The sequence below is a fragment of the Ruegeria sp. BHSA191 genome (genome assembly GCF_059613325.1).
This window is the reverse complement of record NZ_JBXWSH010000003.1, coordinates 274,063-293,935: the sequence shown is the minus strand read 5'-3', so window position 1 is coordinate 293,935 and position 19,873 is coordinate 274,063. Positions and strand designations below refer to the sequence as shown.

Below are 19,873 nucleotides of genomic sequence, written 5' to 3'. Positions count from 1 at the left end.
AACAGGGATCAATCCCAAGGGAGGAAGACACATGACCAAAGCAATCAGACGGCTGGCGGCAGCAACCGCCCTGTCCGCCCTGGCCTCGATGGGCTGGGCCGAAACCCAAGGCGTGACCGACGATGAGATCGTCATCGGCTCGGTCAATGACCTCAGCGGCATTTTTGCCGCCGTGGGGGTTCCGGCCACCAAGGGCGCGAACGTGGTGTTCGACCGGGTCAATGCAAATGGCGGCGTGCATGGCCGCAAGATCCGCTATGTGGTCGAGGACAACGGATACCAGATGCCCCGCGCGATGCAGGGCTACAACAAGCTACTGAACCGCGACAAGGTGTTTGCGATGCTGCAATCGCTGGGCACGCCGATGAATCTGGCCGGGTTCAAGCTGCTGGACCCAAAAGGCATTCCCAATGTCGCCCCCTTGTCGGCCGCGCGGCAGATGCTGCAGGAACCGATGAAGAACAAGTTCACCTCGTTTTCCAGCTATTATGACCAGGCGCGCGCGGGCGTGAAATATCTGGCGCAGGAATTCGGCGGCGACAAGGTCTGCACGATGTATCTGCCCACCGATTTCGGCAAAGAAATCCTTGAAGGCAGCCAGGAAGGCGCCAATGAAGCCGGCATTACCTTTGCCGCGGAAACCACTCATAAACCTGACGAAACCGATTTCGTGGGCTCGCTGAGCAAGCTTAAGGAAGAAGGTTGCGACATCGTAACAATCGCCTTGGGCGTGCGGCAGGCCATCACCGTGGTCGGCACCGCCAAGAAGATGGGCCTGACCGACATGAAGTTCCTAGGCACTTCGGCCAGTTTCCTGACCGTGGTGGCACAGGTGCCGGGTGGCGTGACCGACGGCTTTTTCGCCGCCGCTTCGTGGCAGGACCTGTGGGCCCGCGCGGATGAACCCGCCCCCAAGGCCTTCATCGAGGAATACAAGGCCGCCACCGGCGAAGATCCGGTGGGCTTTTCGATGCTGGGCTATGCGGCGGCCGAAATGATGGTCAAGGCGCTAGAGGCCGCCGGCCCCGAGCTGACACATGACAGCTTTATCGCTGCGATGGAGTCACTGGATTATCAGGATGATCTGGTGGGCAACCACATGACCTTTGGCCCCGACGACCATCAGGGCGCCGATACGGTCTATGTCAGCGTGGTGGAAAACGGGGCGTGGAAGAAGATGCACGAGGAATAACACCAACTTCCGACCACGAAAAAAGGGCTCGCGGATGCGAGCCCTTTCCATTTTGTGCCCTCGGAAGCGATTAACGCTTCGAGAACTGGAATGAACGGCGGGCTTTGCGCTTGCCGTATTTCTTCCGTTCCACGACGCGGCTGTCGCGGGTCAGGAAGCCCGCGGCCTTCAGCGCGCCGCGAAGGCTGGGATCGTACAGCTGCAGCGCTTTCGAGATGCCGTGCTTGACCGCACCGGCCTGACCGGTCAGGCCACCGCCTTTGACGGTTGCGACCACGTCGAATTCACCTTCGACACCGGCAACCTGGAACGGCTGGCGCAGGATCAGCTGCAGAACGGGCCGTGCGAAATACACGTCCTGGTCTTTGCCGTTCACGGTGACCTTGCCGGAGCCCGGCTTGATCCAAACGCGGGCAACAGCGTCTTTACGCTTGCCGGTTGCATAGGAGCGACCCAGCTCGTCACGCACAGGCTCGCGCACGACGGTTTCTTCGGCCACGGTTTCAACGCCTGCGACGGCGCTCAGCTCTTCGAGAGTATTGATCTGATCAGCCATCGGTCATTAGCTCCGGGTGTTTTTCTTGTTCATGGATTTGACATCCAGAACTTCGGGGGCCTGGGCTTCGTGCGGGTGCTCGGCACCGGCATAGATGCGCAGGTTGGTCATCTGCTTGCGCGACAGACGGTTGCCCGGCAGCATGCGCTTGACGGCCTGGTAGACCACGCGCTCGGGGTGCGCGCCTTCCAGGATCTGCTGCTTGGTGCGCGACTTGATGCCACCCGGATGGCCGGTGTGCCAGTAGAAGTGCTCGTCGCGCTTCTTTCCGGTCATCTGGATCTTGTCGGCGTTGATGACGATGACGTTGTCGCCCATGTCCATGTTCGGGGTGAACGACGGCTTGTGCTTGCCACGCAGGCGCATGGCGACGATCGAGGCAAGACGGCCCAGAACAACGCCCTCGGCGTCGATCAGGATCCACTTCTTGTCGATGTCTGCAGGAGTTGCAGAGAAGGTTTTCATGTCAGGACAATCCTGTTTGATGTGAAAGACCGCCCCTGCCGAGGCGGCCCGAATTCGATGGATGGGTATCTAGACGCAAGGAAACTTCAGGTCAAGCGCAGCCGAAGTGTTTTAAGCGAGGAATTTCAATAACTTGCAAAATAGGTATTTATTTACCCCACAAAGTCAGACGCTGATTTGCTCCGGTGGATTGTCCAGCAGGATACGCAGGCGCAACATTGCTTCTTCGAATTTCCGCAGGGAGACGTGTCCGTTCATCGCGATGCGCACAGCGTTGGGTGCGCGCCCGTCCCGCAGGGCGAATTCATCGGCGGATCGAATCTGGATCCCCTCACGCTCGGCCGCGCGACTGAAAGCAGCGGCGCGCCAGCCTGACGGCAGGTGCAGCCACACAAAGGGAATTTCCGGGTCCCAGCTCAAATCGAACCCGCCCAGAGCATTCACCGCCACACGCACATACTCCCCCATCTTCACCCGCACATCCCGCGCCAGCCGACGGGCCGCGGGATCGGTCAGCAGCAGACGGGTCAGCTCGGCCAAAGGCTGGGCAAGGCCAAAATAGCCGTACTCGGCCGACCGACGTAGATCACTGCCGCGGTCACGCGGAGCGATAGCAAAACCCACACGCAGGGCCGGAGTCAGGGTCTTGGAAATGGACGAGACATGCCAGCCGCGATCGGGCGCCAGCGCCCGATAGCTGGGCGCACGCGCCTCGCCCATGCGATAGCAATCGTCCTCGATGATCTGCAGGTCGTGCCGTCGGGCGATCTCGACCACTTTCTGACGCCGCTCCAGTGGCGTGTGGCTGCCGGTCGGGTTCTGCACCTCGGGCGAGACGCAGATCGCCTGCGCCGGAGTCTGGCGCAGGACATGATCCAGCGCTTCGGGGTCGATGCCCCACTTGTCCATCTTTACCCCGACGACCTCGGCCCGCATCAACTCACCGGCGCGGCGGAACCCGGCATAGGACAGGTCCTCGACTAGAACCACGGGTTTCGGCCCGCGCAATAGGGTCTGGAACACAACGCACAACCCGCTTTGGCCACCATGGGTCAGCACGACGTCGTCGGCGTTCAAAGCGCCAAGCGGCAGGTCGGAAAGCCAGTCGACCACCGCCTGCCGCACGCCCTGATAAGCGTCGCGGGTGGGATAGTTCATGAACAAGGCCGGATCGCTCTGCGCCACGCGGGCAAGGCAGGACCGGATCAGGGCCACCTGCCCCACATCCGGCAGACGGGGGCTGAATAGGCTCACATTCTTTTCGTATTTGTCATCGCGCAAATGCAACTGCCGCGACCATACGTCATCCAGCAGAGGCGTCTTGGGCGGCGCCACGAATGTACCACGTCCGACCTCGGCGCTCAGCAACCCCTCGTCGGTCAGGATTGAATAGGCTCGCGCCACCGTACCGGGGGTGATCTTCAGCCGATAGGCCAGGTCGCGTACCGGCGGTAGTTTCGCTCCAACCTTTAGCGTGTTGTTTTCGATGGCCCTTCGGATTGTGTCAGCCACAAGAGTGTATTTGGGCCCCTTGGATTTTGGCAGCTCCTGCAGCCAAATTGTATCCATTACAATTCTTCCTTTGCCTCAACACAATCCTGTGTGTACTGCGGTGAATGTACCGAACATTTTAGTTTTGTGTCAATACAATTTGAAAGGATACCCAGATGACACGCGCAATGCACACCTCCGCCCTTCTGCTGCTGAACGACAGCCCGCGGCTGCCGTTGGTCGCCGCATTGGCCGTACGGTTTGCGGCGACTGTCACCAAATGGGAACGCCGGCGCCGCAGCCGCATCAATCTGGGCAAGCTGGATGATCGCCTGCTGCGCGATGTCGGCCTGACCCGCCGCGAGGCGGACCGCGAAAGCCGGCGCCATTTCTGGATCGGATAAAGCATCCCTAGTCCCGTTCGCGGGACCTCTTCCTGGGCCGGGGTCAGTCCCCCGGCCTTTTTTCATCCGAACGCCGCCGCAGCCGAGCCCGCGGGGGGCAGCGAATAGGTCATGCTGGCCCGGGCGCAGGGGGCGTCGGCCCCATCCGAATACATCAGCACGTCCCCCACGGCCAGCGACCGCCCCAGCTTGAGCAACCGGCAATGCGCGATCAGATCGGTGCCGCCTTCGGGCTTGCGCAGGAAATCCATCGAACTGTTGGTGGTCACCGCCAGCGATTGCCGCCCCTTTCGCGCCAAAACCATCGAATAGACGCACACATCGGCCAGGGCGAACATCGAGGGCCCGGACACGGTGCCGCCCGGGCGCAGGTGCCGGTCTTCGACAACCAGGCGCATGGTGATCGTGTCCTCGGTCAGGGCTTCGACCACGAAATCCCTGTGTACCTGCGGAAAGACCTGCGCCAGGTACTGCGACAGTTCTTCCTTGTTCATTGCCAATGACATGCTTCCCCTCCTCGATTTGCCGACCTAGAGTTGGCCCGACAGCCAGCGGGAGGGCAAGATGGCAATTTTGGAACGTAGCGACACCGGGGCGATCGCCCATCTGAAACTGAACGCGCCCGAGCGGCTGAACGCCCTGAGCGACGAGATGCTGGCCGCGATGCAAACCGAACTGGACGCTCTGCGCGATGACCGGTCCATCCGCGCGGTGATCCTGTCGGGCGCGGGCAAGGCTTTCTGCGCCGGCCACGACCTGAAACAGATGACGGCGGGCCGTCAGGCCGAGGACGGCGGCAAGGCCTATTTCACCGACCTGTTCAACCGTTGCGCGCGGATGATGATGTCGATCCAGTCACTGCCCCAGCCGGTGATCGCGCAGGTTCACGGGATCGCTACCGCAGCGGGATGCCAGTTGGTGGCGACCTGTGATCTGGCCATCGCGGCAGACAGCACCCGGTTCGGTGTGAACGGCGTGAATATCGGCCTGTTCTGCTCGACGCCGATGGTCGCGCTCAGCCGCAACATCCCGCGCAAACAGGCCTTTGAAATGCTGACCACCGGCGACTTCATCCCGGCCCAACGCGCAGCCGAGTTGGGCCTGATCAATCGCGCGGTCCCCGAAACCGAGTTACAACAGGAAACATGGGCCCTGGCCGAAAAGCTGGCCTCGAAACTGGGGGCTGCCGTCAAGATCGGCAAGCAGGCGTTCTATGAGCAGATCCAGATGCCGCTGGAACAGGCCTATGCCTATACCGGAGAGGTAATGGCTCAGAATATGATGCATCGCGACACCGAGGAAGGAATTTCCGCCTTCATCGAAAAACGACCGCCCAATTGGACGCAATGACGCAAAGGTGATGAACAAAATTCTCGAATGTTCGCATTTTTTCACTTTCCAAAAGGGCAACTCTGTGGCAATGCTGGGACAGAGCCGAGGCTCTGACATTCTTTTGGGTCGCCGTGGGCGGAAGGTCCCTCCAGCCGGTCTCTCTCACTGGCGCCAAGATTCCCGCAGCGGCGACCCCAAGATTTACCCCTTTTTCAATGGCTTGACGCAGCAGTGCGTGTAACTGTGGCTGACCGTTGCGCAATCGGCCCGCGTGGCTTATGTGAACGCGCATGACACAGAAATTGCATATCGTGGGCGGCGGCATGGCCGGATCCGAGGCCGCATGGCAGGCCGCCGAGATGGGCGTGGACGTCGTGATTTACGAAATGCGCCCCGAAACTGGCACCTTTGCGCACCAGACCGGCAACCTGGCCGAGATGGTGTGTTCGAACTCGTTCCGGTCGGACGATGACGAGCAGAACGCCGTCGGCCTGCTACATTGGGAGATGCGCGCGGCCAACGGGCTGATCATGGCCAGCGCTGATGCCCACCGCCTGCCCGCCGGCGGTGCCTTGGCCGTCGACCGTGAGCCTTTTGCCGAGACCGTCACCGCGCGCCTGAAAGCGCACCCCCGGGTCAGCGTCAGCCATGAAGAGGTGACAGAGCTGCCGGACCAAGGCCACTGGATCTTTGCCACCGGCCCTCTGACCTCACCCGCTCTGGCTCAGGCAATCCAGCGCGAGACCGGCGCCGAAGCGCTGGCCTTTTTCGACGCGATCGCCCCGATCGTCTATGCCGACACGATCGACATGAGCAAGGCGTGGATGCAGTCGCGCTATGACAAGGGCGAGACCGAGGAAGAACGAACCGCTTATCTGAACTGCCCGATGGACCGCGACCAGTACGAAGCTTTTATCGATGCGCTGCTGGCCGCCGACAAGACCGAGTTCCACGAAGGTGAGACCGCCGGCTATTTCGACGGCTGCCTGCCGATCGAGGTGATGGCCGAACGGGGCCGCGAGACCCTCCGCCATGGGCCGATGAAACCGGTGGGCCTGACCAATCCGCACCAGCCGGACGTCAAACCCTATGCGGTGGTACAACTGCGCCGCGACAACGCTTTGGGCACGCTGTTCAACATCGTGGGATTCCAGACCAAGATGAAATACGGCGCGCAGACCGAGGTGTTCCGGATGATCCCGGGGCTCGAGAATGCCAGCTTTGCCCGGCTGGGCGGCATCCACCGCAACACGTTCATCAACTCGCCCACCCTGCTGGACGCGCAGATGCGGCTGAAAACCAGGCCGAACATCCGGTTCGCCGGACAGATCACAGGGGTCGAAGGCTATGTCGAAAGCGCCGCGATGGGTCTGCTGGCCGGACGTCTGGCGGCTGCCGAGATTCTGGGCCACTCCCTGCCCCCGGTACCGCAGGACAGCGCCATGGGCGCGCTGATCCATCACATCACCGGCGGGGCCGAGGCCAAGACTTTTCAGCCGATGAACGTGAATTTCGGCCTGTTCCGGCCGGTCGACGGGTTGAAAGGCGGACGGCGCGGCCGCAAGGACCGCTACAAGGCCTATACCGACCGCGCCAAGGCCGCATGGCAGGCGTGGCTGGCCCAAGCCGACTGGACGCAGGACGCCGCGCCCGCCTAGACTGAGCGCATGAGCAAAAAATACCTCGACAAGACCTATGAGCTGAATTCGCCCCAGGAAACGCAGGCGCATTATCAGAAATGGGCCGCGTCCTACGAGGATGAAGTGGCCGAACACGGCTATGCCACTCCGGGCCGCGTGGCCGAGGCGCTGTGGGACAGGTTTCCGCACCCGCAGGAACCCGTACTGGATTACGGATGCGGCACGGGTCTGTCGGGCGTTGCGTTGCACAAGGCCGGATTTCGCGTGATCGACGGTATGGACCCGACCCCGCGCATGTTGGAGGGGGCCGAGGCCAAGGGAGTGTATCGCAGCCTGACCCCCTTCGAGATTACCGACCCCAGCCCCGTGCAAACCGGCGCTTATCGCGCCATCACGGCCATCGGTGTGATCGGCGCAGGCGCAGCGCCGCCCGAAACCTTCGACATGCTGATGAAGGCCTTGCCCAAAGGGGGCCTGCTGGCCTTTTCGTTCAACGATCACACTCTGCAGGACCCGGCCTATACCGTCCGCCTGAGCGAATGGCTGGACATCGGCGCCGCGCGGCTGCTGTTTCGCGAACACGGGCCACACCTTCCGGGTCTGGATTTGAAGTCCGACGTTTATATCGTTGAAAAACTGTGACATTCATCACCCGTTTCGCCCCATCTCCAACCGGCCCCCTGCATCTAGGGCACGCCTATTCCGCGCTGCTGGCCCATGACATGGCCCACGCCAGGGCCGGGACGTTTCTGCTGAGGATCGAGGACATCGACCAGAGCCGCGCCCGCCCCCATTGGGAGGCGCAACTGAAAGACGATCTGGCTTGGCTGGGCCTCAGCTGGCCCGAACCGGTCATGCGGCAATCGGATCGGCTGGACCTGTATCACCGCGCGTTGGACGCAATGTGGGCGCGCGGCCTGCTGTATCCCTGCACCTGCAACCGCCGCGACATCGCCGCGGCCGCCAGCGCGCCACAAGAAGGCCAGCCGATGCTGGGCCCGGACGGGATCGTCTATCCCGGAACGTGCCGCTCACGCTGGACCCCCGAGGCCGCGCGCCAGCCGCGACCGACCGACCTGCCCTTGCGCCTGAACATGGCCGAGGCCTTGAAACAGATCAACTCCGCCCTCCAACCATCTGCTAAAACGACTAATTCAGCGCTGGCATTCATCGAGCAAGGTCACGGTCCCGGCGGAGAGACCGGGGCCATCACCATCGAGGCTGATCAACTGCGCAGTGCCGTCGGTGACGTGGTTCTGTCCCGACGCGGAATGGGCACCTCGTATCACCTGTCGGTGGTTCTGGACGATGCCGCGCAGCAGATCACCCATGTGGTGCGCGGGCAGGATCTGTTCGAGGCCACCTGCATCCACGTGGTGCTGCAACGTCTACTGGAATTGCCGACGCCGATCTATCACCATCACCGCTTGATCCGCGATGACACGGGCAAGCGGCTGGCCAAACGCGACGACGCCCGCGCAATCGCGAAATATCGCGAGGAAGGCGCCTCGCCGCAGGACATCCGCGCAATGGTCGGGTTGTGAGGCACCGCCGTCAGGCCAACGGCGCCATCAATTCGACCTCATCACCATCGCGGACGGCGGTGTAGAAGCAGCTGCGCCGATTGGTGTGACAGGCCGGGCCGGTCTGATCGACCAGAACCAGCAGGCAGTCGCGGTCGCAATCCACCCGCAGATCGACCAGCTTTTGCACATGGCCCGAGCTTTCGCCCTTGATCCAGAACGCTTGGCGCGAGCGAGACCAATAGGTCACGCGCCCGGTCTCCAGCGTCTTGCGCACGGCCTCGGCATTCATCCAGGCCATCATCAGCACCTCTCCGGTGTCGTGCTGCTGGGCGATGGCGGGGATCAGCCCCGTTTCGTTGAATTTCAGCGTTGACGGGTCAAATGAGACGGCGCGCGACATGGCAAAAACCTTTTGCATCCCAGAACATGGCCACTATGTATGGGGAACACGCAGCGAGGGGAACCCATGTCCGGCGAAACCGATCTGATCAAGCTTTATTCCGGCCGCATTCTTGAACTGGCCGCCGACATCCCGCATTTGCAGCGCCTGGAAAGCCCCGGTGCAACCGTCAAGAAACGCTCGCCCCTGTGCGGGTCGACCGTCACCGTGGACGTCAAAGTGAAGGATGGCCGGGTTTCCGAGTTCGGGCAGGATGTGAAAGCCTGCGCGCTTGGCCAGGCCGCGGCCTCGGTGGTCGGCGGTGCCGTGATCGGTGCGACGCGCGCTCAGATCGAGCAGGCGCGCGATCAACTCAAGGCCATGCTCAAACAGGACGGCCCCGCCCCTGACGCGCCTTTTGACGGGCTCGAGGTGCTGATGCCCGCGCGCGACTACAAGAACCGCCACGCCTCGATCATGCTGGCGTTGGACGCCACCGCCGAGGCCATGGCGCAGGCGGAACAGGCCAATTGCGCCTGAACATGGCATTTTCAGCACGTTGCATTTAACCTCCGGCCATATTTGCCGGAGATTTCAATGGAAAACCTGCTCGAACATTTCGTGACCCTGTGGGTTGTCATCGACCCGATCGGCACCATTCCGGTTTTCATCGCCGTAACCGCCGGCATCGATGTCGCCGCGCGCAGACGGACCGCCCTGCAGGCGGCCCTTGTCAGCGCGGGCGTCCTGCTGTTCTTCCTGGTGTTCGGCCAATTGTTGATCGAGGCGCTCGATATCGGCCTGAACTCGTTCCAGGTGGCTGGCGGAATCATCCTGTTTTTGTTCGCCCTGTCGATGATCTTTGGCGAGAGCAAACCCGAGGTCGACCAACGCGTGGCCGAGGAAGACCGGCAGGACCAGCTGCACCAGCACAACCCCGCAATCTTCCCGCTGGCGGTGCCGTCTCTGGCCTCGCCCGGAGCGATGCTGGCCATCGTCATCCTGACCGACAATCACCGCTACAGCTTGGTCGATCAGGGCATCACCGCGCTGATCATGCTGACGGTGCTGGCGGCCGCCTTTGTATTGATGCTGCTGGCCGAGCCGATCATCCGCCTGATCGGCCATTCCGGCGCTGCCATCATCAGCCGCGTGATGGGCATGATCCTCGCCTCGGTCGCGGCCAACTCGGTTCTGTCGGCGCTGCTGGAAATCATCAAGACGGGACAATTATAAAAAACCGCCGCTCCTTCCGGGCGAAAGGGCGGCGGCAGTCATGCGTGTCTCGTGTGGGGTCCGGGTTCCGCGCGGGGCCGAGGCACGGCCCCTTCAAGGGGTTTGGGACAGGCAGGTCACCCTTGACTGAGATGGGGATGACAGCGCGGTGCTATCGGCACGAGATCGCAGGCAGAAAGGGTCAGAACCCGACAGGCAGATGCAGCGCCACCATCAGCATCACGATCAAGGACGCCGCGCCAGCTGCATCTTGCAGCAGCGTGCTTTGCGAACGGCTGATTGCGGTCTTGATCTGGCTCAGCATGGCGTCTCCTCCGGTCTGGCTTTAATGCTTTGTTGACCTTTTGTTCTCATATTTCTCCGAGTCGGTAAAGAACTTTTTGAGAACATTTGTGAACTATTCGGGGACTGAGTCCCTAACCCACTGAAATCAAACGGATCGCTTGATCCTGTTTCATCAGCCACAGAAGAACGCGCGCCGCGTTGCCGCGCTCGGTGGTCAGCTTGGGGTCGATGGCCAGCAATGCACGGGCATCCGTCTGGGCGATTTCCATCAATCCGGCCTGCCTCTCTAGGTCGGCGATCTGGAACCGGGGCAAACCGGACTGCGCCGTCCCGATCAGGTCGCCTGCTCCGCGCATTTCAAGATCGGTCTGCGCGATGCGGAATCCGTCCTCGGTTTCGCGCAGCACTTCCAGCCGCCTGCGACCGCCCTCGCTCAGCGGGGCTTGGTACATCAACAGGCAGGTCGAGGCCCCCTCGCCGCGCCCGACCCGCCCGCGCAGCTGGTGCAGCTGCGCCAGGCCAAAGATCTCGGCGCGTTCGATAACCATGATCGTGGCATTGGGCACGTTAACGCCGACCTCGATCACCGTCGTGGCCACCAGCACCTTAGTCTGCCCCGCCTGAAAGGCCGCCATGGCCGCGTCTTTCTCGGACGGAGGCATCTGGCCATGCACCAGCCCGACCACGCCTTCGTCCAATTGCGCCCGCAGATGTTTGAACCGCTCCTCGGCGGCGGTTAGATCCGAAACCTCGGATTCATCCACCAGAGGGCAGACCCAATAGCACTGCCGCCCCTCGCCGATCGCACGTCGCAGATGGTCCACAACCTCGTTCATGCGTTGCGTGCTGACGATAGCGGTCTTGACCGGTTTGCGCCCGGGCGGCTTTTCATCAAGCACCGACACGTCCATGTCGCCGTATTGCGACAGCGCCAGGCTGCGGGGGATCGGCGTGGCGGTCATGACCAGAACATCGGCACCCCTGCCCTTTTCCGACAGTTCCATCCGCTGGCGCACCCCGAACCGGTGTTGTTCATCCACGATGGCCAGCCGCAGATCCTTGAACGCGACATCGCTTTGGAACACCGCATGGGTTCCGACCAAAATCTGGATGTCCCCGGCCTGTAAGGCCGCCAGTTTCGCGCGCCGCTCGGCGCCCTTGTCGCGCCCGGTCAGGATCTCGAGCACCACACCGGCATCTTCGGCCAGCGGGCGCAGCCCTTCCAGGTGCTGACGGGCCAGAATCTCGGTCGGCGCCATCATCACACCCTGACCGCCGGCCTCGACGGCGATCAACAAGGCCATGAAGGCCACCAATGTCTTGCCCGCGCCGACATCGCCCTGAAGCAACCGGTTCATCCGCGCGTCCGAGGCCATGTCGGCCGCGATCTCGCGGATTGCGCGCTGTTGTGCCTGCGTCGGTTGATAGGGCAGTTTTTTCAGCACCTTCGACTGCAAAGCGCCGGTGCCGACGCTGACGATCCCGCGCGACTTGCGCTCACGCTGCCGCGCCAGGGCAAGGGTCAGTTGGTGGGCGAAAAGCTCATCATAGGCCAGACGCTCGCGTGCGGGTGCGAATGGGGCAACGTCATCGGCACCGCGTGGATTGTGGGCGTCGCGGATCGCTTCGGGCCATCCCGGCCATCCCCGGCGCTGAACCAAGGCCGGGTCCGCCCATTCTGCAAGATCCGGCACCCGGGCCAGCGCGCTTTGCGCCGCCTTGAAGGCGGTTTTCTGCGTCACCCCCTGGGTCAAGTGATAGATCGGCTCGAATTCCGGGATGGACCCGGCCTGATCGATCGGCACGACATGATCGGGGTGAACCATTTGGGCCGTACCGTCAAACAGTTCCAGCTTTCCCGAAATCACCCGCCGCGCCCCTTCCGGCAGGATTTTCTTCAGGTAGTCGCCGCGCGCATGAAAGAACACGAGTTGGAAATCACTCTGGCTGTCCTGCACAAACACCCGATAGGCGCCGCCCCGGTTGCGCGGCGGACGATGGGCGCCCACGGTCGCCTCAACGGTCAGGGTCGCCGGCAGGTCAACGCCGTGGATCGTGTCACGTCTGCGCCTGTCGATCACCGCATAAGGCAAGGCGAACAGCAGGTCGCGCGGCGTCTCAAGCCCAATCTGCCCCAACAGACGGGCCGTCTTGGGCCCGACGCCGTCCAGCGTCTCGAGTCCCGCAAACAGCGGGAAGAGCTGCTCGGGGCGCCCGCTCATGCGTCCCCGATCAGGTGCAGCCATTCGTCTTCATCCAGGACCTTGACTCCAAGTTCGGCCGCCTTTCTGGCCTTGGACCCGGCACCCGGACCCGCAACCACGATATCGGTTTTCTTGCTCACCGAGCCGGACACCTTGGCCGCCAATGCCTCGGCCCGGGCCTTGGCCTCGGCGCGGGTCATTTTCTCGAGCGTTCCGGTAAACACGATGGTCTTTCCCGCGACCGGGCTGTTGCTGGTATCGGGCCGGACCGCATCCAGCACGTTCAACTGCGCCACCAGGTCGTCAATGGTTTTCCGCTCGGCCTCTTGCGCGAATGTCGAAACCAGGGTGCGGGCCATTACCTCGCCCACGCCATCGATACTTAGCAGTTCCTGCCATTCGGGGCCCTCAAAATCGGCGGCGGCGGTCATCGCTTTTTCAAACGCCTCCCACGAGCCATAGTGGTTGGCCAGCAGGTTCGACGCAGCCTCGCCCACATGCCGGATCCCCAGTGCAAACAGCAGCCGGGCCAGCGCAACGGTGCGCTTTTCGTCGATCGCGGCCCACAATTTTGCAACGCTCTGCCGGCCCCAGCCCTTGCGGTTGGCCAGTTTGTTCAGGTTCTTCGCGTCGCGTTGCTGCAGCGTGAAGATGTCCACCGGAGTTTTCACGGGCAGATCAGGATCTTCATAGAACATCTCGATCTGCTTGGCACCCAAACCTTCGATGTCGAAAGCCTTGCGCGAAACGAAATGTTTCAGCTTTTCAACGGCCTGCGCCGGGCAGATGACCCCACCTGTGCAGCGGCGCACTGCGTCGCCCTCCTCTCGGATGGCATCGCTGCCGCATTCGGGGCACTTGGTCGGAAACTCGAAAGGCACGGCCCAGTCGGGGCGTTTGCTCAGATCGACGTCGGCGATCTTTGGAATCACGTCACCGGCACGATAGACCTGCACCCAGTCGCCGACGCGGATATCCTTGCCATCGCGGATCACGTTACTCTTGGCGTCACGCCCGGCGATATAGTCTTCGTTGTGCAGCGTGGCGTTCGATACAACCACGCCCCCCACGGTCACCGGGTGCAGGCGCGCAACCGGGCTGAGCGCGCCAGTTCGGCCGACCTGAATGTCGATTGCTTCGAGCCCGGTCCAGGCCGTTTCGGCCGGAAACTTGTGCGCGATCGCCCAACGCGGCGTTGTCGAGCGAAAGCCCAACCGCGCCTGCAGCGCCAGGTCGTTAACCTTGTAGACCACGCCATCGATGTCATGGCCCAGTGTCGCGCGCTGCTCTTCGATCGCCCGGTAGTGGGCCAGCATCTCATCAACCGAGCGGCACAGTTGCGTCAATTCATTGGTGGCAAACCCCAAGGCGGCCAGCCGGGACAGGCCATCGACCTGGGTACGCCCCAGCGGTTCGGACAGCTCGCCCCAAGCATAGGCGAAGAACCGAAGTGGGCGCGAACGGGTGACTTCGGGGTTCAACTGGCGCAGCGATCCCGCCGCCGCGTTTCGGGGGTTTGCAAACAGCTTGCCCCCGATTTCAGTTTGTTTCTGGTTCAGCCGGGCGAAATCCTCATGCGACATGTAGACCTCGCCCCGGACCTCCAGGATCTCGGGCGCATCGGTGAGAGTTTTCGGAATGTCGCGAACGGTCATCGCGTTGGCAGTGACGTTCTCGCCTACCTCACCGTCACCGCGGGTCGCGGCCTGAACCAACGTGCCGTTTTCATAGCGCAGGGACAGGGACAACCCGTCAATTTTCGGCTCGGCGGTAAATTCAGGCACTTTGTCTTCTTGGAGCCCCAGGTATTTCTGGACCGACCGAACGAAGTCCCGCACATCCGCCTCGTCGAAAGCGTTGCCCAGCGACATCATCCGAACCGCGTGACGAACCTTTTCGAACCCGTCCGACGGGCGAGCCCCGACCTGTTCGCTCGGGCTGTCCGGGCGTTTCAGATGCGGAAACCGCGCCTCGATTTCCTGATTTCGGCGCTTCAGCGCATCATATTCCGCGTCGGAAATCTCTGGAGCGTCCTCACCGTGATACAAATCATTCGCCCGCGTCAACTCGGACGCCAGGCGCGCCAGCTCCTCCTTGGCCTGGTCTTCGGTCAGGTCTTGCACGGGAATCGGATTGCTCATGGCCTCGCCCTGTCATGTCTGGTTGGCACCAGTGATAGGGCGAGGCCATGGCCAGGTCCAGACGTGCTGAGCCGTGAGTGGAATTGCCGCCCTGGACCTCCGGCGGCGTGTTTGAGGCCGATCAGGCGCCGACGGCCAGGCGGTTTTCCTCGATGCCGTCCTTCTGGGGGTCGCGCAGCACGTATCCCCGCCCCCAGACCGTCTCGATATAGTTGTCGCCACCGGTGGCATTGCTGAGCTTCTTGCGAAGCTTGCAGATGAAGACGTCGATGATCTTCAGTTCCGGCTCGTCCATCCCGCCGTAGAGGTGGTTGAGGAACATCTCCTTGGTCAGGGTCGTGCCCTTGCGCAGGCTGAGCAGTTCTAGCATCTGATATTCCTTGCCGGTCAAATGAACCGCCTGCCCGTCCACCTCGACGGTCTTGGCATCCAGGTTCATCGCGATCTTGCCGGTGCGGATAATCGACTGCGAATGCCCCTTCGACCGTCGGATGATTGCGTGGATCCTGGCCACCAGTTCTTCGCGGTGGAACGGTTTCGTCAGGTAATCATCGGCCCCGAAACCGAACCCTTTGATCTTGCTTTCGGTATCATCGGCCCCCGACAGGATCAGGATCGGCGTTTCAACTCGGGCGATGCGCAGCTGGCGAAGCACTTCATGACCGTTCATATCCGGCAGATTCAGGTCCAGAAGGATCAGATCATAGTCATACAGTTTCGCCAGATCGATCCCTTCCTCGCCCAGATCCGTCGCATAGACGTTCAGGTTGGCGTGTGTCAGCATCAGTTCGATGCTTTTCGACGTTGTGGGATCATCCTCGACAAGAAGTATGCGCATTCTGCTGCTCCAGTTCAGGTCTGTTCATTCCGGTTTGATCCGAGCCTGACCACAAATGGTTAATCTGACGTTACCGTTGATTCATTTATTCGCTTTCGCCTTTAGGTTGTCTATATTTTTTTAAGGCCGTCACCTTCAGCGCATCGATTCCGTGTTCGGCCACCGCCGCAACCCAGCTGTTGAACTCCTCGTCGCTCAGCCCATAGCGTTTCTTGGCGTCCGACAACGTGATCAGGCCATACAGTACGCCGCGCACTACCATGGCCTTCCTAGAGGCGACCCACCGACTGGTATCGGGCGGCGGCAGATCGGCCCGCGACAGAACCGTTCCATCCGGCAGGGTTATCGACCTTGGTCCCTCAACTTTGTGCAAATACATCCTGCGACCCTTTTTCTTTTGTCACAAAGCTGGCGTCAGTCTACTTAATGCGGCGTGAAACCGCCTCTTGAGAGTGCGTAGAATTTTCTTATATTCTGCCGGTCTTTCTTAACCCGGACTGGAACAGCCCATGGCCCTCGACACCGAGACTCCTCTGAACTCGCTTGGCTTTGCCAAACCCCCGTCGGAAACGCGGGTGGTCGTTGCCATGTCGGGCGGTGTCGACAGCTCGGTCGTGGCGGCTTATCTGGCGGATCAGGGCTATGACGTGGTCGGTGTGACGCTGCAACTGTATGACCACGGGGCGGCGCTGGCCAAAAAGGGCGCTTGTTGCGCCGGGATCGACATCCACGACGCCCGCCGCGTGGCCGAGGAGCGCGGCTTTCCGCACTACGTTCTGGATTATGAAAACATCTTCAAGGACGCCGTGATCGACGAGTTCGCCGACAGCTATCTGGCCGGCGCGACTCCGGTGCCCTGCATCCGCTGCAATGAGCGCGTCAAGTTCAAGGATCTGCTGGAAACGGCCAAGGATCTCGAGGCCGACTGCATGGCCACCGGCCACTACATCCAGCGCAAGATGGGCCCCAATGGCCCCGAATTGCACTGCGCCGAAGATGCCAACCGCGACCAGTCCTATTTCCTGTTCTCGACCACGCCCGAGCAGCTGGAATTCCTTCGCTTTCCGCTGGGGCACTTGCCGTCCAAGGACGCGACCCGGCAAATGGCTGCGCAATACGGGCTGAGCGTGGCGGACAAGCCCGACAGCCAGGACATCTGCTTCGTGCCCAACGGCAACTATGCCAGCGTGATCGAGAAACTGCGTCCCGGCGCGGCCGAACCCGGCGAGATCGTTCACGCCGACGGTCGCGTTCTGGGTCAGCATGAGGGCGTGATCCACTACACGATCGGCCAGCGACGCGGCCTTGGCATCGGCGGGCTCTGTGAGCCGCTCTATGTCGTCAAGCTGGACGTGGACCGCAAACAGGTCGTCGTCGGCCCCAAGGAGATGCTGGCCACCCGCACCATCCCCGTGCGCGAGATCAACTGGCTGGGCGACGAACCCTTTACTTCGCAAAAGGAATGGCATGTCTCGGTCAAGGTACGTTCGACCCGCCCCCCGCGCGAGGCGATCATTCGCCCTCTGTCGAACACTACTGCCGAGGTCGAATTGCTGACGCCAGAGGAAGGTGTTTCTCCTGGGCAGGCCTGCGTGTTTTATGAAACCGGGGGCAGCCGCATTTTTGGCGGTGGCTGGATCTGGCGCGGTTACTGAACCGCGTCGGTCCACGAGTTGCTGAGGATATAAAGCCCGGCGCAGATCATGACATAGGGCACAAAGTATTCCAGGCGTTGTGCCAGACGTCCCGTCATGATCTGGGCGCGCCCACCGATCAGCCCCACAACCGCAAGAAAGAGAGCGGCCAGGCCGGCCCCTAGCACACCTGCCAGCCGGAAATCGGGGGTCGAGTCGGCCAGCAAGGGGGCGAGGACCGCAAACGTGTCCATCGAAAGACTTGTGAACACCAGCATGGTCACCAGTGCCGAGGCGCTGCCCGGCACAGCGGGGGCGGCCTGCGCCTTTGCACCGCGAAGCTGTCGAAAGGCTCCGAAAAGCCCCAAGGCCAGAGGGATGGTGCCGAGGTAGCCAGCCCGGTGCGGCACCACATCCTCGACCCCCAGTGCCAGCAGGAAGGCCACGCCGATCACCAGCCCCTGTGCCAGCAGGAACCCCAGAACGGCGCGCTGCGGACCGGTGACGATCATCAGGGCGACCAGAGCCATGAGGTTGTCGAGATTGGTCAGAACCTGTGCCATGAAGGCCGAGGCCGCAAAGACCACATGGTCCAGCATCACGGCTTCATCCGCTCCAACACCGCGCGTGCAGCTCGAAGACCGGGCGCTTCGCCACCGCGGCCGAGACGTTCCATCGTGACGGCCATTGCCTGCTCCTGCGCGCCCGGCGCGGCCGACACGGCGCCAAGCGCGGCGGCGATGGTTTCGGGCGTGCAATCATCCAGCAGGCATTCCGGCACCGTTCGGGTCTCGGATACGAGGTTGACCAGTGTGACCGTATCCAGCTTGACCATGCGCTCGGCGATCTTCTGGGTCAGCCAGGTCAGCTTGTAGGCAATCACCATCGGCGTAGATTGGGCCGCCAGTTCCAGCGAGACCGTGCCGGACGCGGCCAAGGCGATCTCGGCTGCGGCAAAGGCCGCGCGCTTGCTGGCCACCGCCTGATCCGTGTCGATGTTGCGGGGGTCCACCACGACCGGTTGACCCGGCCAGGACCTGACATAGGCGGCCACGGTATCGGCCACATGCGCGACCGCAGGAACCACCACCCGCATGTCGGGGCGGTCTTTCATGTATAGATCAAGCGCCGCGCCAAATACGGGCGCCAGCCGATCGACCTCGCCCCGGCGCGAGCCGGGCAAGGCCAGCAGGATCGGCGCGTCGCCAAGACCGTGATCGGCGCGGAACTGCGCGATCTGCGCGTCGGTTGCAACCGGCTCGCTGGCCACTGGGTGGCCGACGAAGTCGCACTCCATTCCGGCGTTTTCCATATAGGGCGGCTCGAACGGCAGCAGGGCCAGAACATGGTCGATGACCTTGGCCATCTTGTCCGCCCTCTTGGGGCGCCAGGCCCAGACGCTAGGCGCGACATAGTGCACGGTCCGTATGCTGCTGCGCGCCTTGACCTGCTTGGCCACGCGCAGCGAAAAGTCGGGGCTGTCGATGGTGATCAGAACGTCGGGCTGGGTGTCCAGAACGGCCTGAGCGGTTTCGGAGATGCGGCGCTTGAGGTGAAAGAACTTGGGCAGAACCTCGACCAGGCCCATCACGCTGAGCTCGGACATCGGAAAGCGGCTGACCAGACCCTGGGCCTGCATCAGCGGCCCGCCGACCCCGTCGAATTCGACATCCGGAACAAGGGTCTTCACCCCCTCCATCAGCGCACCGCCCAGACGGTCGCCCGACGGCTCACCGGCGACCAGAAACACCCGCATCACATTGCCCGCTCGTGCACGTGGAGAAACAAGCCCAGGCGGTCGCATTCCGCGATCACTTGGGGCCGGTCCAACACGATCACCCCGCCCTTTTCGACGACGATACCGGTCAGGCCAGCCGCAACCGCGCCGGTCACCGTGTCTGGCCCGATGGCGGGCAGATCGGCGCGCCGGTCCTGACCGGGTTTGGGCCCCTTGAACAGAATGCCGCCGCCGGCATCGGGGCGCGCAGCCAGCGACTGCAGCATCCACGCCGTACCGAATGCGCCCTCGACCGCCAGAACCTGCCCTTGATGCACCACGCAGGCCTGCCCGATATCGGCGGCCCCCATCGCCCGCAACACGCCGACGGCCCGGTTGGCATCGGCCAGCTCGGCCTCGGTCGGTTGCGCCTGGGTCAGGCATCCCAGAGGGGGCAGCAGGTCGGGCGCGATCTGGTGCGCGGCCTGCACCTGCAGACCGGCATCCTCGAGAACACCGATCACCGCCCGCAACGCGCCATCATCGCCCGACACCAGCGCCTGCTGGATGATCGGAACCAGCGGCGCGGTCTGCGCGTCGATGCGGCCCGGGTCGATTTTTGGGCGGCGCACCGCACCGGCCATGCAGATATTGGTCACGCCGCGCGCCTTCAGCTCGGCAATGAAACTGCCGAGATGCTCCAGGGGAAAGGTGATGTCGGGGCGCAACCTGTCGGGCTGGAACCCCTCAAGGGCGCAGATCAGCGGACGTTCGGCCAGATGCGAGACCAGTTCATCCGGCAAAACGCCCGTTCCCGCGATCAAGGCCAGCAT

22 protein-coding genes are annotated in these 19,873 nt (G+C 62.5%); 9 read left to right on the top strand and 13 right to left on the bottom strand.

The annotated features are described in order from the left end of the window. Window positions 1-31: 31 nt before the first annotated feature. Window positions 32-1,192: an ABC transporter substrate-binding protein gene (locus AC2FNS_RS05160; RefSeq protein ID WP_496711112.1), complete on the top strand. Its 1,161-nt coding sequence runs from the start codon at window positions 32-34 to the stop codon at window positions 1,190-1,192. A gap of 70 nt (window positions 1,193-1,262) precedes the next feature. On the opposite strand, the gene rpsI is transcribed toward AC2FNS_RS05160, so the two are convergent. From rpsI to AC2FNS_RS05145, 3 genes are all read right to left on the bottom strand, one after another. Then, complete coding sequence (rpsI, locus tag AC2FNS_RS05155) at window positions 1,263-1,748, bottom strand: 30S ribosomal protein S9 (RefSeq protein ID WP_149775125.1); 486 nt, start codon at window positions 1,746-1,748, stop codon at window positions 1,263-1,265. Window positions 1,749-1,754: 6 nt separating this feature from the next. Then, window positions 1,755-2,213 (bottom strand): 50S ribosomal protein L13, encoded by a 459-nt coding sequence (gene rplM, locus AC2FNS_RS05150; protein ID WP_005983012.1) that lies wholly within the window; start codon window positions 2,211-2,213, stop codon window positions 1,755-1,757. 165 nt (window positions 2,214-2,378) lie between these two features. Continuing rightward, on the bottom strand, window positions 2,379-3,782 hold the full coding sequence (locus AC2FNS_RS05145) for an aminotransferase-like domain-containing protein (RefSeq protein WP_496797600.1): 1,404 nt from the start codon (window positions 3,780-3,782) through the stop codon (window positions 2,379-2,381). Between the two features lie 98 nt (window positions 3,783-3,880). On the opposite strand from AC2FNS_RS05145, the gene AC2FNS_RS05140 reads away from it, so the two are divergent. After that, on the top strand, window positions 3,881-4,108 hold the full coding sequence (locus tag AC2FNS_RS05140) for a DUF1127 domain-containing protein (RefSeq protein ID WP_496711114.1): 228 nt from the start codon (window positions 3,881-3,883) through the stop codon (window positions 4,106-4,108). 62 nt (window positions 4,109-4,170) lie between these two features. On the opposite strand, the gene AC2FNS_RS05135 is transcribed toward AC2FNS_RS05140, so the two are convergent. Next, a complete protein-coding gene (locus AC2FNS_RS05135; RefSeq protein WP_496711115.1) occupies window positions 4,171-4,614 on the bottom strand; it encodes a PaaI family thioesterase in 444 nt (147 codons plus the stop codon). 58 nt (window positions 4,615-4,672) lie between these two features. Between AC2FNS_RS05135 and AC2FNS_RS05130 the strand changes: the two genes are divergently transcribed. The 4 genes from AC2FNS_RS05130 (at window position 4,673) to gluQRS (ending at window position 8,624) form a co-directional block, all read left to right on the top strand. Next, on the top strand, window positions 4,673-5,458 hold the full coding sequence (locus tag AC2FNS_RS05130; protein ID WP_496711116.1) for an enoyl-CoA hydratase: 786 nt from the start codon (window positions 4,673-4,675) through the stop codon (window positions 5,456-5,458). A 272-nt stretch (window positions 5,459-5,730) separates the two neighbouring features. After that, entirely contained in the window at window positions 5,731-7,098 is a 1,368-nt protein-coding gene (trmFO, locus tag AC2FNS_RS05125) for a methylenetetrahydrofolate--tRNA-(uracil(54)-C(5))-methyltransferase (FADH(2)-oxidizing) TrmFO (protein WP_496711117.1), read from the top strand. A 9-nt stretch (window positions 7,099-7,107) separates the two neighbouring features. Next, window positions 7,108-7,722, top strand: coding sequence for a class I SAM-dependent DNA methyltransferase (locus AC2FNS_RS05120; RefSeq protein ID WP_496689247.1), 615 nt, complete (start codon window positions 7,108-7,110; stop codon window positions 7,720-7,722). Continuing rightward, on the top strand, window positions 7,719-8,624 hold the full coding sequence (gene gluQRS, locus AC2FNS_RS05115) for a tRNA glutamyl-Q(34) synthetase GluQRS (RefSeq protein ID WP_496711118.1): 906 nt from the start codon (window positions 7,719-7,721) through the stop codon (window positions 8,622-8,624). The genes AC2FNS_RS05120 and gluQRS overlap by 4 nt, the downstream gene beginning before the upstream one ends. 10 nt (window positions 8,625-8,634) lie before the next feature. On the opposite strand, the gene hisI is transcribed toward gluQRS, so the two are convergent. Then, on the bottom strand, window positions 8,635-9,024 hold the full coding sequence (gene hisI, locus AC2FNS_RS05110) for a phosphoribosyl-AMP cyclohydrolase (RefSeq protein ID WP_496689244.1): 390 nt from the start codon (window positions 9,022-9,024) through the stop codon (window positions 8,635-8,637). Window positions 9,025-9,072: 48 nt separating this feature from the next. Here hisI and AC2FNS_RS05105 point away from each other — a divergent pair, with 48 nt between their 5' ends. Further along, window positions 9,073-9,525, top strand: coding sequence for an iron-sulfur cluster assembly scaffold protein (locus tag AC2FNS_RS05105; RefSeq protein ID WP_496711120.1), 453 nt, complete (start codon window positions 9,073-9,075; stop codon window positions 9,523-9,525). A gap of 57 nt (window positions 9,526-9,582) precedes the next feature. Further along, a complete protein-coding gene (locus AC2FNS_RS05100) occupies window positions 9,583-10,221 on the top strand; it encodes a MarC family protein (protein ID WP_496682892.1) in 639 nt (212 codons plus the stop codon). Window positions 10,222-10,402: 181 nt separating this feature from the next. Here the strand turns inward: AC2FNS_RS05100 and AC2FNS_RS05095 are convergent, their stop codons facing one another. The 5 genes from AC2FNS_RS05095 to sciP form a co-directional block, all read right to left on the bottom strand. Next, on the bottom strand, window positions 10,403-10,525 hold the full coding sequence (locus tag AC2FNS_RS05095; protein WP_262504552.1) for a hypothetical protein: 123 nt from the start codon (window positions 10,523-10,525) through the stop codon (window positions 10,403-10,405). A gap of 112 nt (window positions 10,526-10,637) precedes the next feature. Further along, entirely contained in the window at window positions 10,638-12,728 is a 2,091-nt protein-coding gene (gene recG / locus AC2FNS_RS05090) for an ATP-dependent DNA helicase RecG (protein WP_496711171.1), read from the bottom strand. Further along, complete coding sequence (gene ligA / locus AC2FNS_RS05085; protein WP_496797599.1) at window positions 12,725-14,851, bottom strand: NAD-dependent DNA ligase LigA; 2,127 nt, start codon at window positions 14,849-14,851, stop codon at window positions 12,725-12,727. The genes recG and ligA overlap by 4 nt, the downstream gene beginning before the upstream one ends. Window positions 14,852-14,972: 121 nt before the next feature. Further along, window positions 14,973-15,689, bottom strand: a complete 717-nt coding sequence (gene ctrA / locus AC2FNS_RS05080) for a response regulator transcription factor CtrA (RefSeq protein ID WP_496711123.1) — start codon at window positions 15,687-15,689, stop codon at window positions 14,973-14,975. Window positions 15,690-15,774: 85 nt separating this feature from the next. Continuing rightward, the gene (gene sciP / locus AC2FNS_RS05075) at window positions 15,775-16,068 is read right to left on the bottom strand and encodes a CtrA inhibitor SciP (protein ID WP_496711124.1); all 294 of its coding nucleotides are present in this window, start codon (window positions 16,066-16,068) and stop codon (window positions 15,775-15,777) included. Window positions 16,069-16,198: 130 nt separating this feature from the next. On the opposite strand from sciP, the gene mnmA reads away from it, so the two are divergent. Then, a complete protein-coding gene (mnmA, locus tag AC2FNS_RS05070) occupies window positions 16,199-17,344 on the top strand; it encodes a tRNA 2-thiouridine(34) synthase MnmA (protein ID WP_496711125.1) in 1,146 nt (381 codons plus the stop codon). Here the strand turns inward: mnmA and AC2FNS_RS05065 are convergent. The 3 genes from AC2FNS_RS05065 to AC2FNS_RS05055 are packed head-to-tail and all read right to left on the bottom strand — an operon-like array spanning window position 17,338 to window position 19,873. Continuing rightward, the gene (locus AC2FNS_RS05065; protein WP_496679958.1) at window positions 17,338-17,922 is read right to left on the bottom strand and encodes a hypothetical protein; all 585 of its coding nucleotides are present in this window, start codon (window positions 17,920-17,922) and stop codon (window positions 17,338-17,340) included. The two genes, mnmA and AC2FNS_RS05065, sit on opposite strands and share 7 nt — an antisense overlap. Then, window positions 17,922-19,079 (bottom strand): lipid-A-disaccharide synthase, encoded by a 1,158-nt coding sequence (lpxB, locus tag AC2FNS_RS05060; RefSeq protein ID WP_496711127.1) that lies wholly within the window; start codon window positions 19,077-19,079, stop codon window positions 17,922-17,924. Before lpxB ends, AC2FNS_RS05065 begins: the two co-directional genes overlap by 1 nt. Beyond that, window positions 19,079-19,873 (bottom strand): LpxI family protein, encoded by a 795-nt coding sequence (locus tag AC2FNS_RS05055; RefSeq protein ID WP_496803789.1) that lies wholly within the window; start codon window positions 19,871-19,873, stop codon window positions 19,079-19,081. The genes lpxB and AC2FNS_RS05055 overlap by 1 nt, the downstream gene beginning before the upstream one ends.

Coding starts and splice junctions, on each gene's coding strand:
- trmFO (WP_496711117.1), top strand. CDS start 5,731: ATGACACAGAAATTGCATATCGTGGGCGGCGGCATGGCCGGATCCGAG.
- AC2FNS_RS05105 (WP_496711120.1), top strand. CDS start 9,073: ATGTCCGGCGAAACCGATCTGATCAAGCTTTATTCCGGCCGCATTCTT.
- lpxB (WP_496711127.1), bottom strand. CDS start 19,079: ATGCGGGTGTTTCTGGTCGCCGGTGAGCCGTCGGGCGACCGTCTGGGC.
- AC2FNS_RS05135 (WP_496711115.1), bottom strand. CDS start 4,614: ATGTCATTGGCAATGAACAAGGAAGAACTGTCGCAGTACCTGGCGCAG.
- AC2FNS_RS05130 (WP_496711116.1), top strand. CDS start 4,673: ATGGCAATTTTGGAACGTAGCGACACCGGGGCGATCGCCCATCTGAAA.
- AC2FNS_RS05140 (WP_496711114.1), top strand. CDS start 3,881: ATGACACGCGCAATGCACACCTCCGCCCTTCTGCTGCTGAACGACAGC.
- AC2FNS_RS05120 (WP_496689247.1), top strand. CDS start 7,108: ATGAGCAAAAAATACCTCGACAAGACCTATGAGCTGAATTCGCCCCAG.
- AC2FNS_RS05095 (WP_262504552.1), bottom strand. CDS start 10,525: ATGCTGAGCCAGATCAAGACCGCAATCAGCCGTTCGCAAAGCACGCTG.
- AC2FNS_RS05160 (WP_496711112.1), top strand. CDS start 32: ATGACCAAAGCAATCAGACGGCTGGCGGCAGCAACCGCCCTGTCCGCC.
- hisI (WP_496689244.1), bottom strand. CDS start 9,024: ATGCAAAAGGTTTTTGCCATGTCGCGCGCCGTCTCATTTGACCCGTCA.
- AC2FNS_RS05100 (WP_496682892.1), top strand. CDS start 9,583: ATGGAAAACCTGCTCGAACATTTCGTGACCCTGTGGGTTGTCATCGAC.
- sciP (WP_496711124.1), bottom strand. CDS start 16,068: ATGTATTTGCACAAAGTTGAGGGACCAAGGTCGATAACCCTGCCGGAT.
- recG (WP_496711171.1), bottom strand. CDS start 12,728: ATGAGCGGGCGCCCCGAGCAGCTCTTCCCGCTGTTTGCGGGACTCGAG.
- mnmA (WP_496711125.1), top strand. CDS start 16,199: ATGGCCCTCGACACCGAGACTCCTCTGAACTCGCTTGGCTTTGCCAAA.
- AC2FNS_RS05065 (WP_496679958.1), bottom strand. CDS start 17,922: ATGCTGGACCATGTGGTCTTTGCGGCCTCGGCCTTCATGGCACAGGTT.
- ligA (WP_496797599.1), bottom strand. CDS start 14,851: ATGAGCAATCCGATTCCCGTGCAAGACCTGACCGAAGACCAGGCCAAG.
- ctrA (WP_496711123.1), bottom strand. CDS start 15,689: ATGCGCATACTTCTTGTCGAGGATGATCCCACAACGTCGAAAAGCATC.
- AC2FNS_RS05145 (WP_496797600.1), bottom strand. CDS start 3,782: ATGGATACAATTTGGCTGCAGGAGCTGCCAAAATCCAAGGGGCCCAAA.
- rpsI (WP_149775125.1), bottom strand. CDS start 1,748: ATGGCTGATCAGATCAATACTCTCGAAGAGCTGAGCGCCGTCGCAGGC.
- rplM (WP_005983012.1), bottom strand. CDS start 2,213: ATGAAAACCTTCTCTGCAACTCCTGCAGACATCGACAAGAAGTGGATC.
- AC2FNS_RS05055 (WP_496803789.1), bottom strand. CDS start 19,873: ATGCTGGCCTTGATCGCGGGAACGGGCGTTTTGCCGGATGAACTGGTC.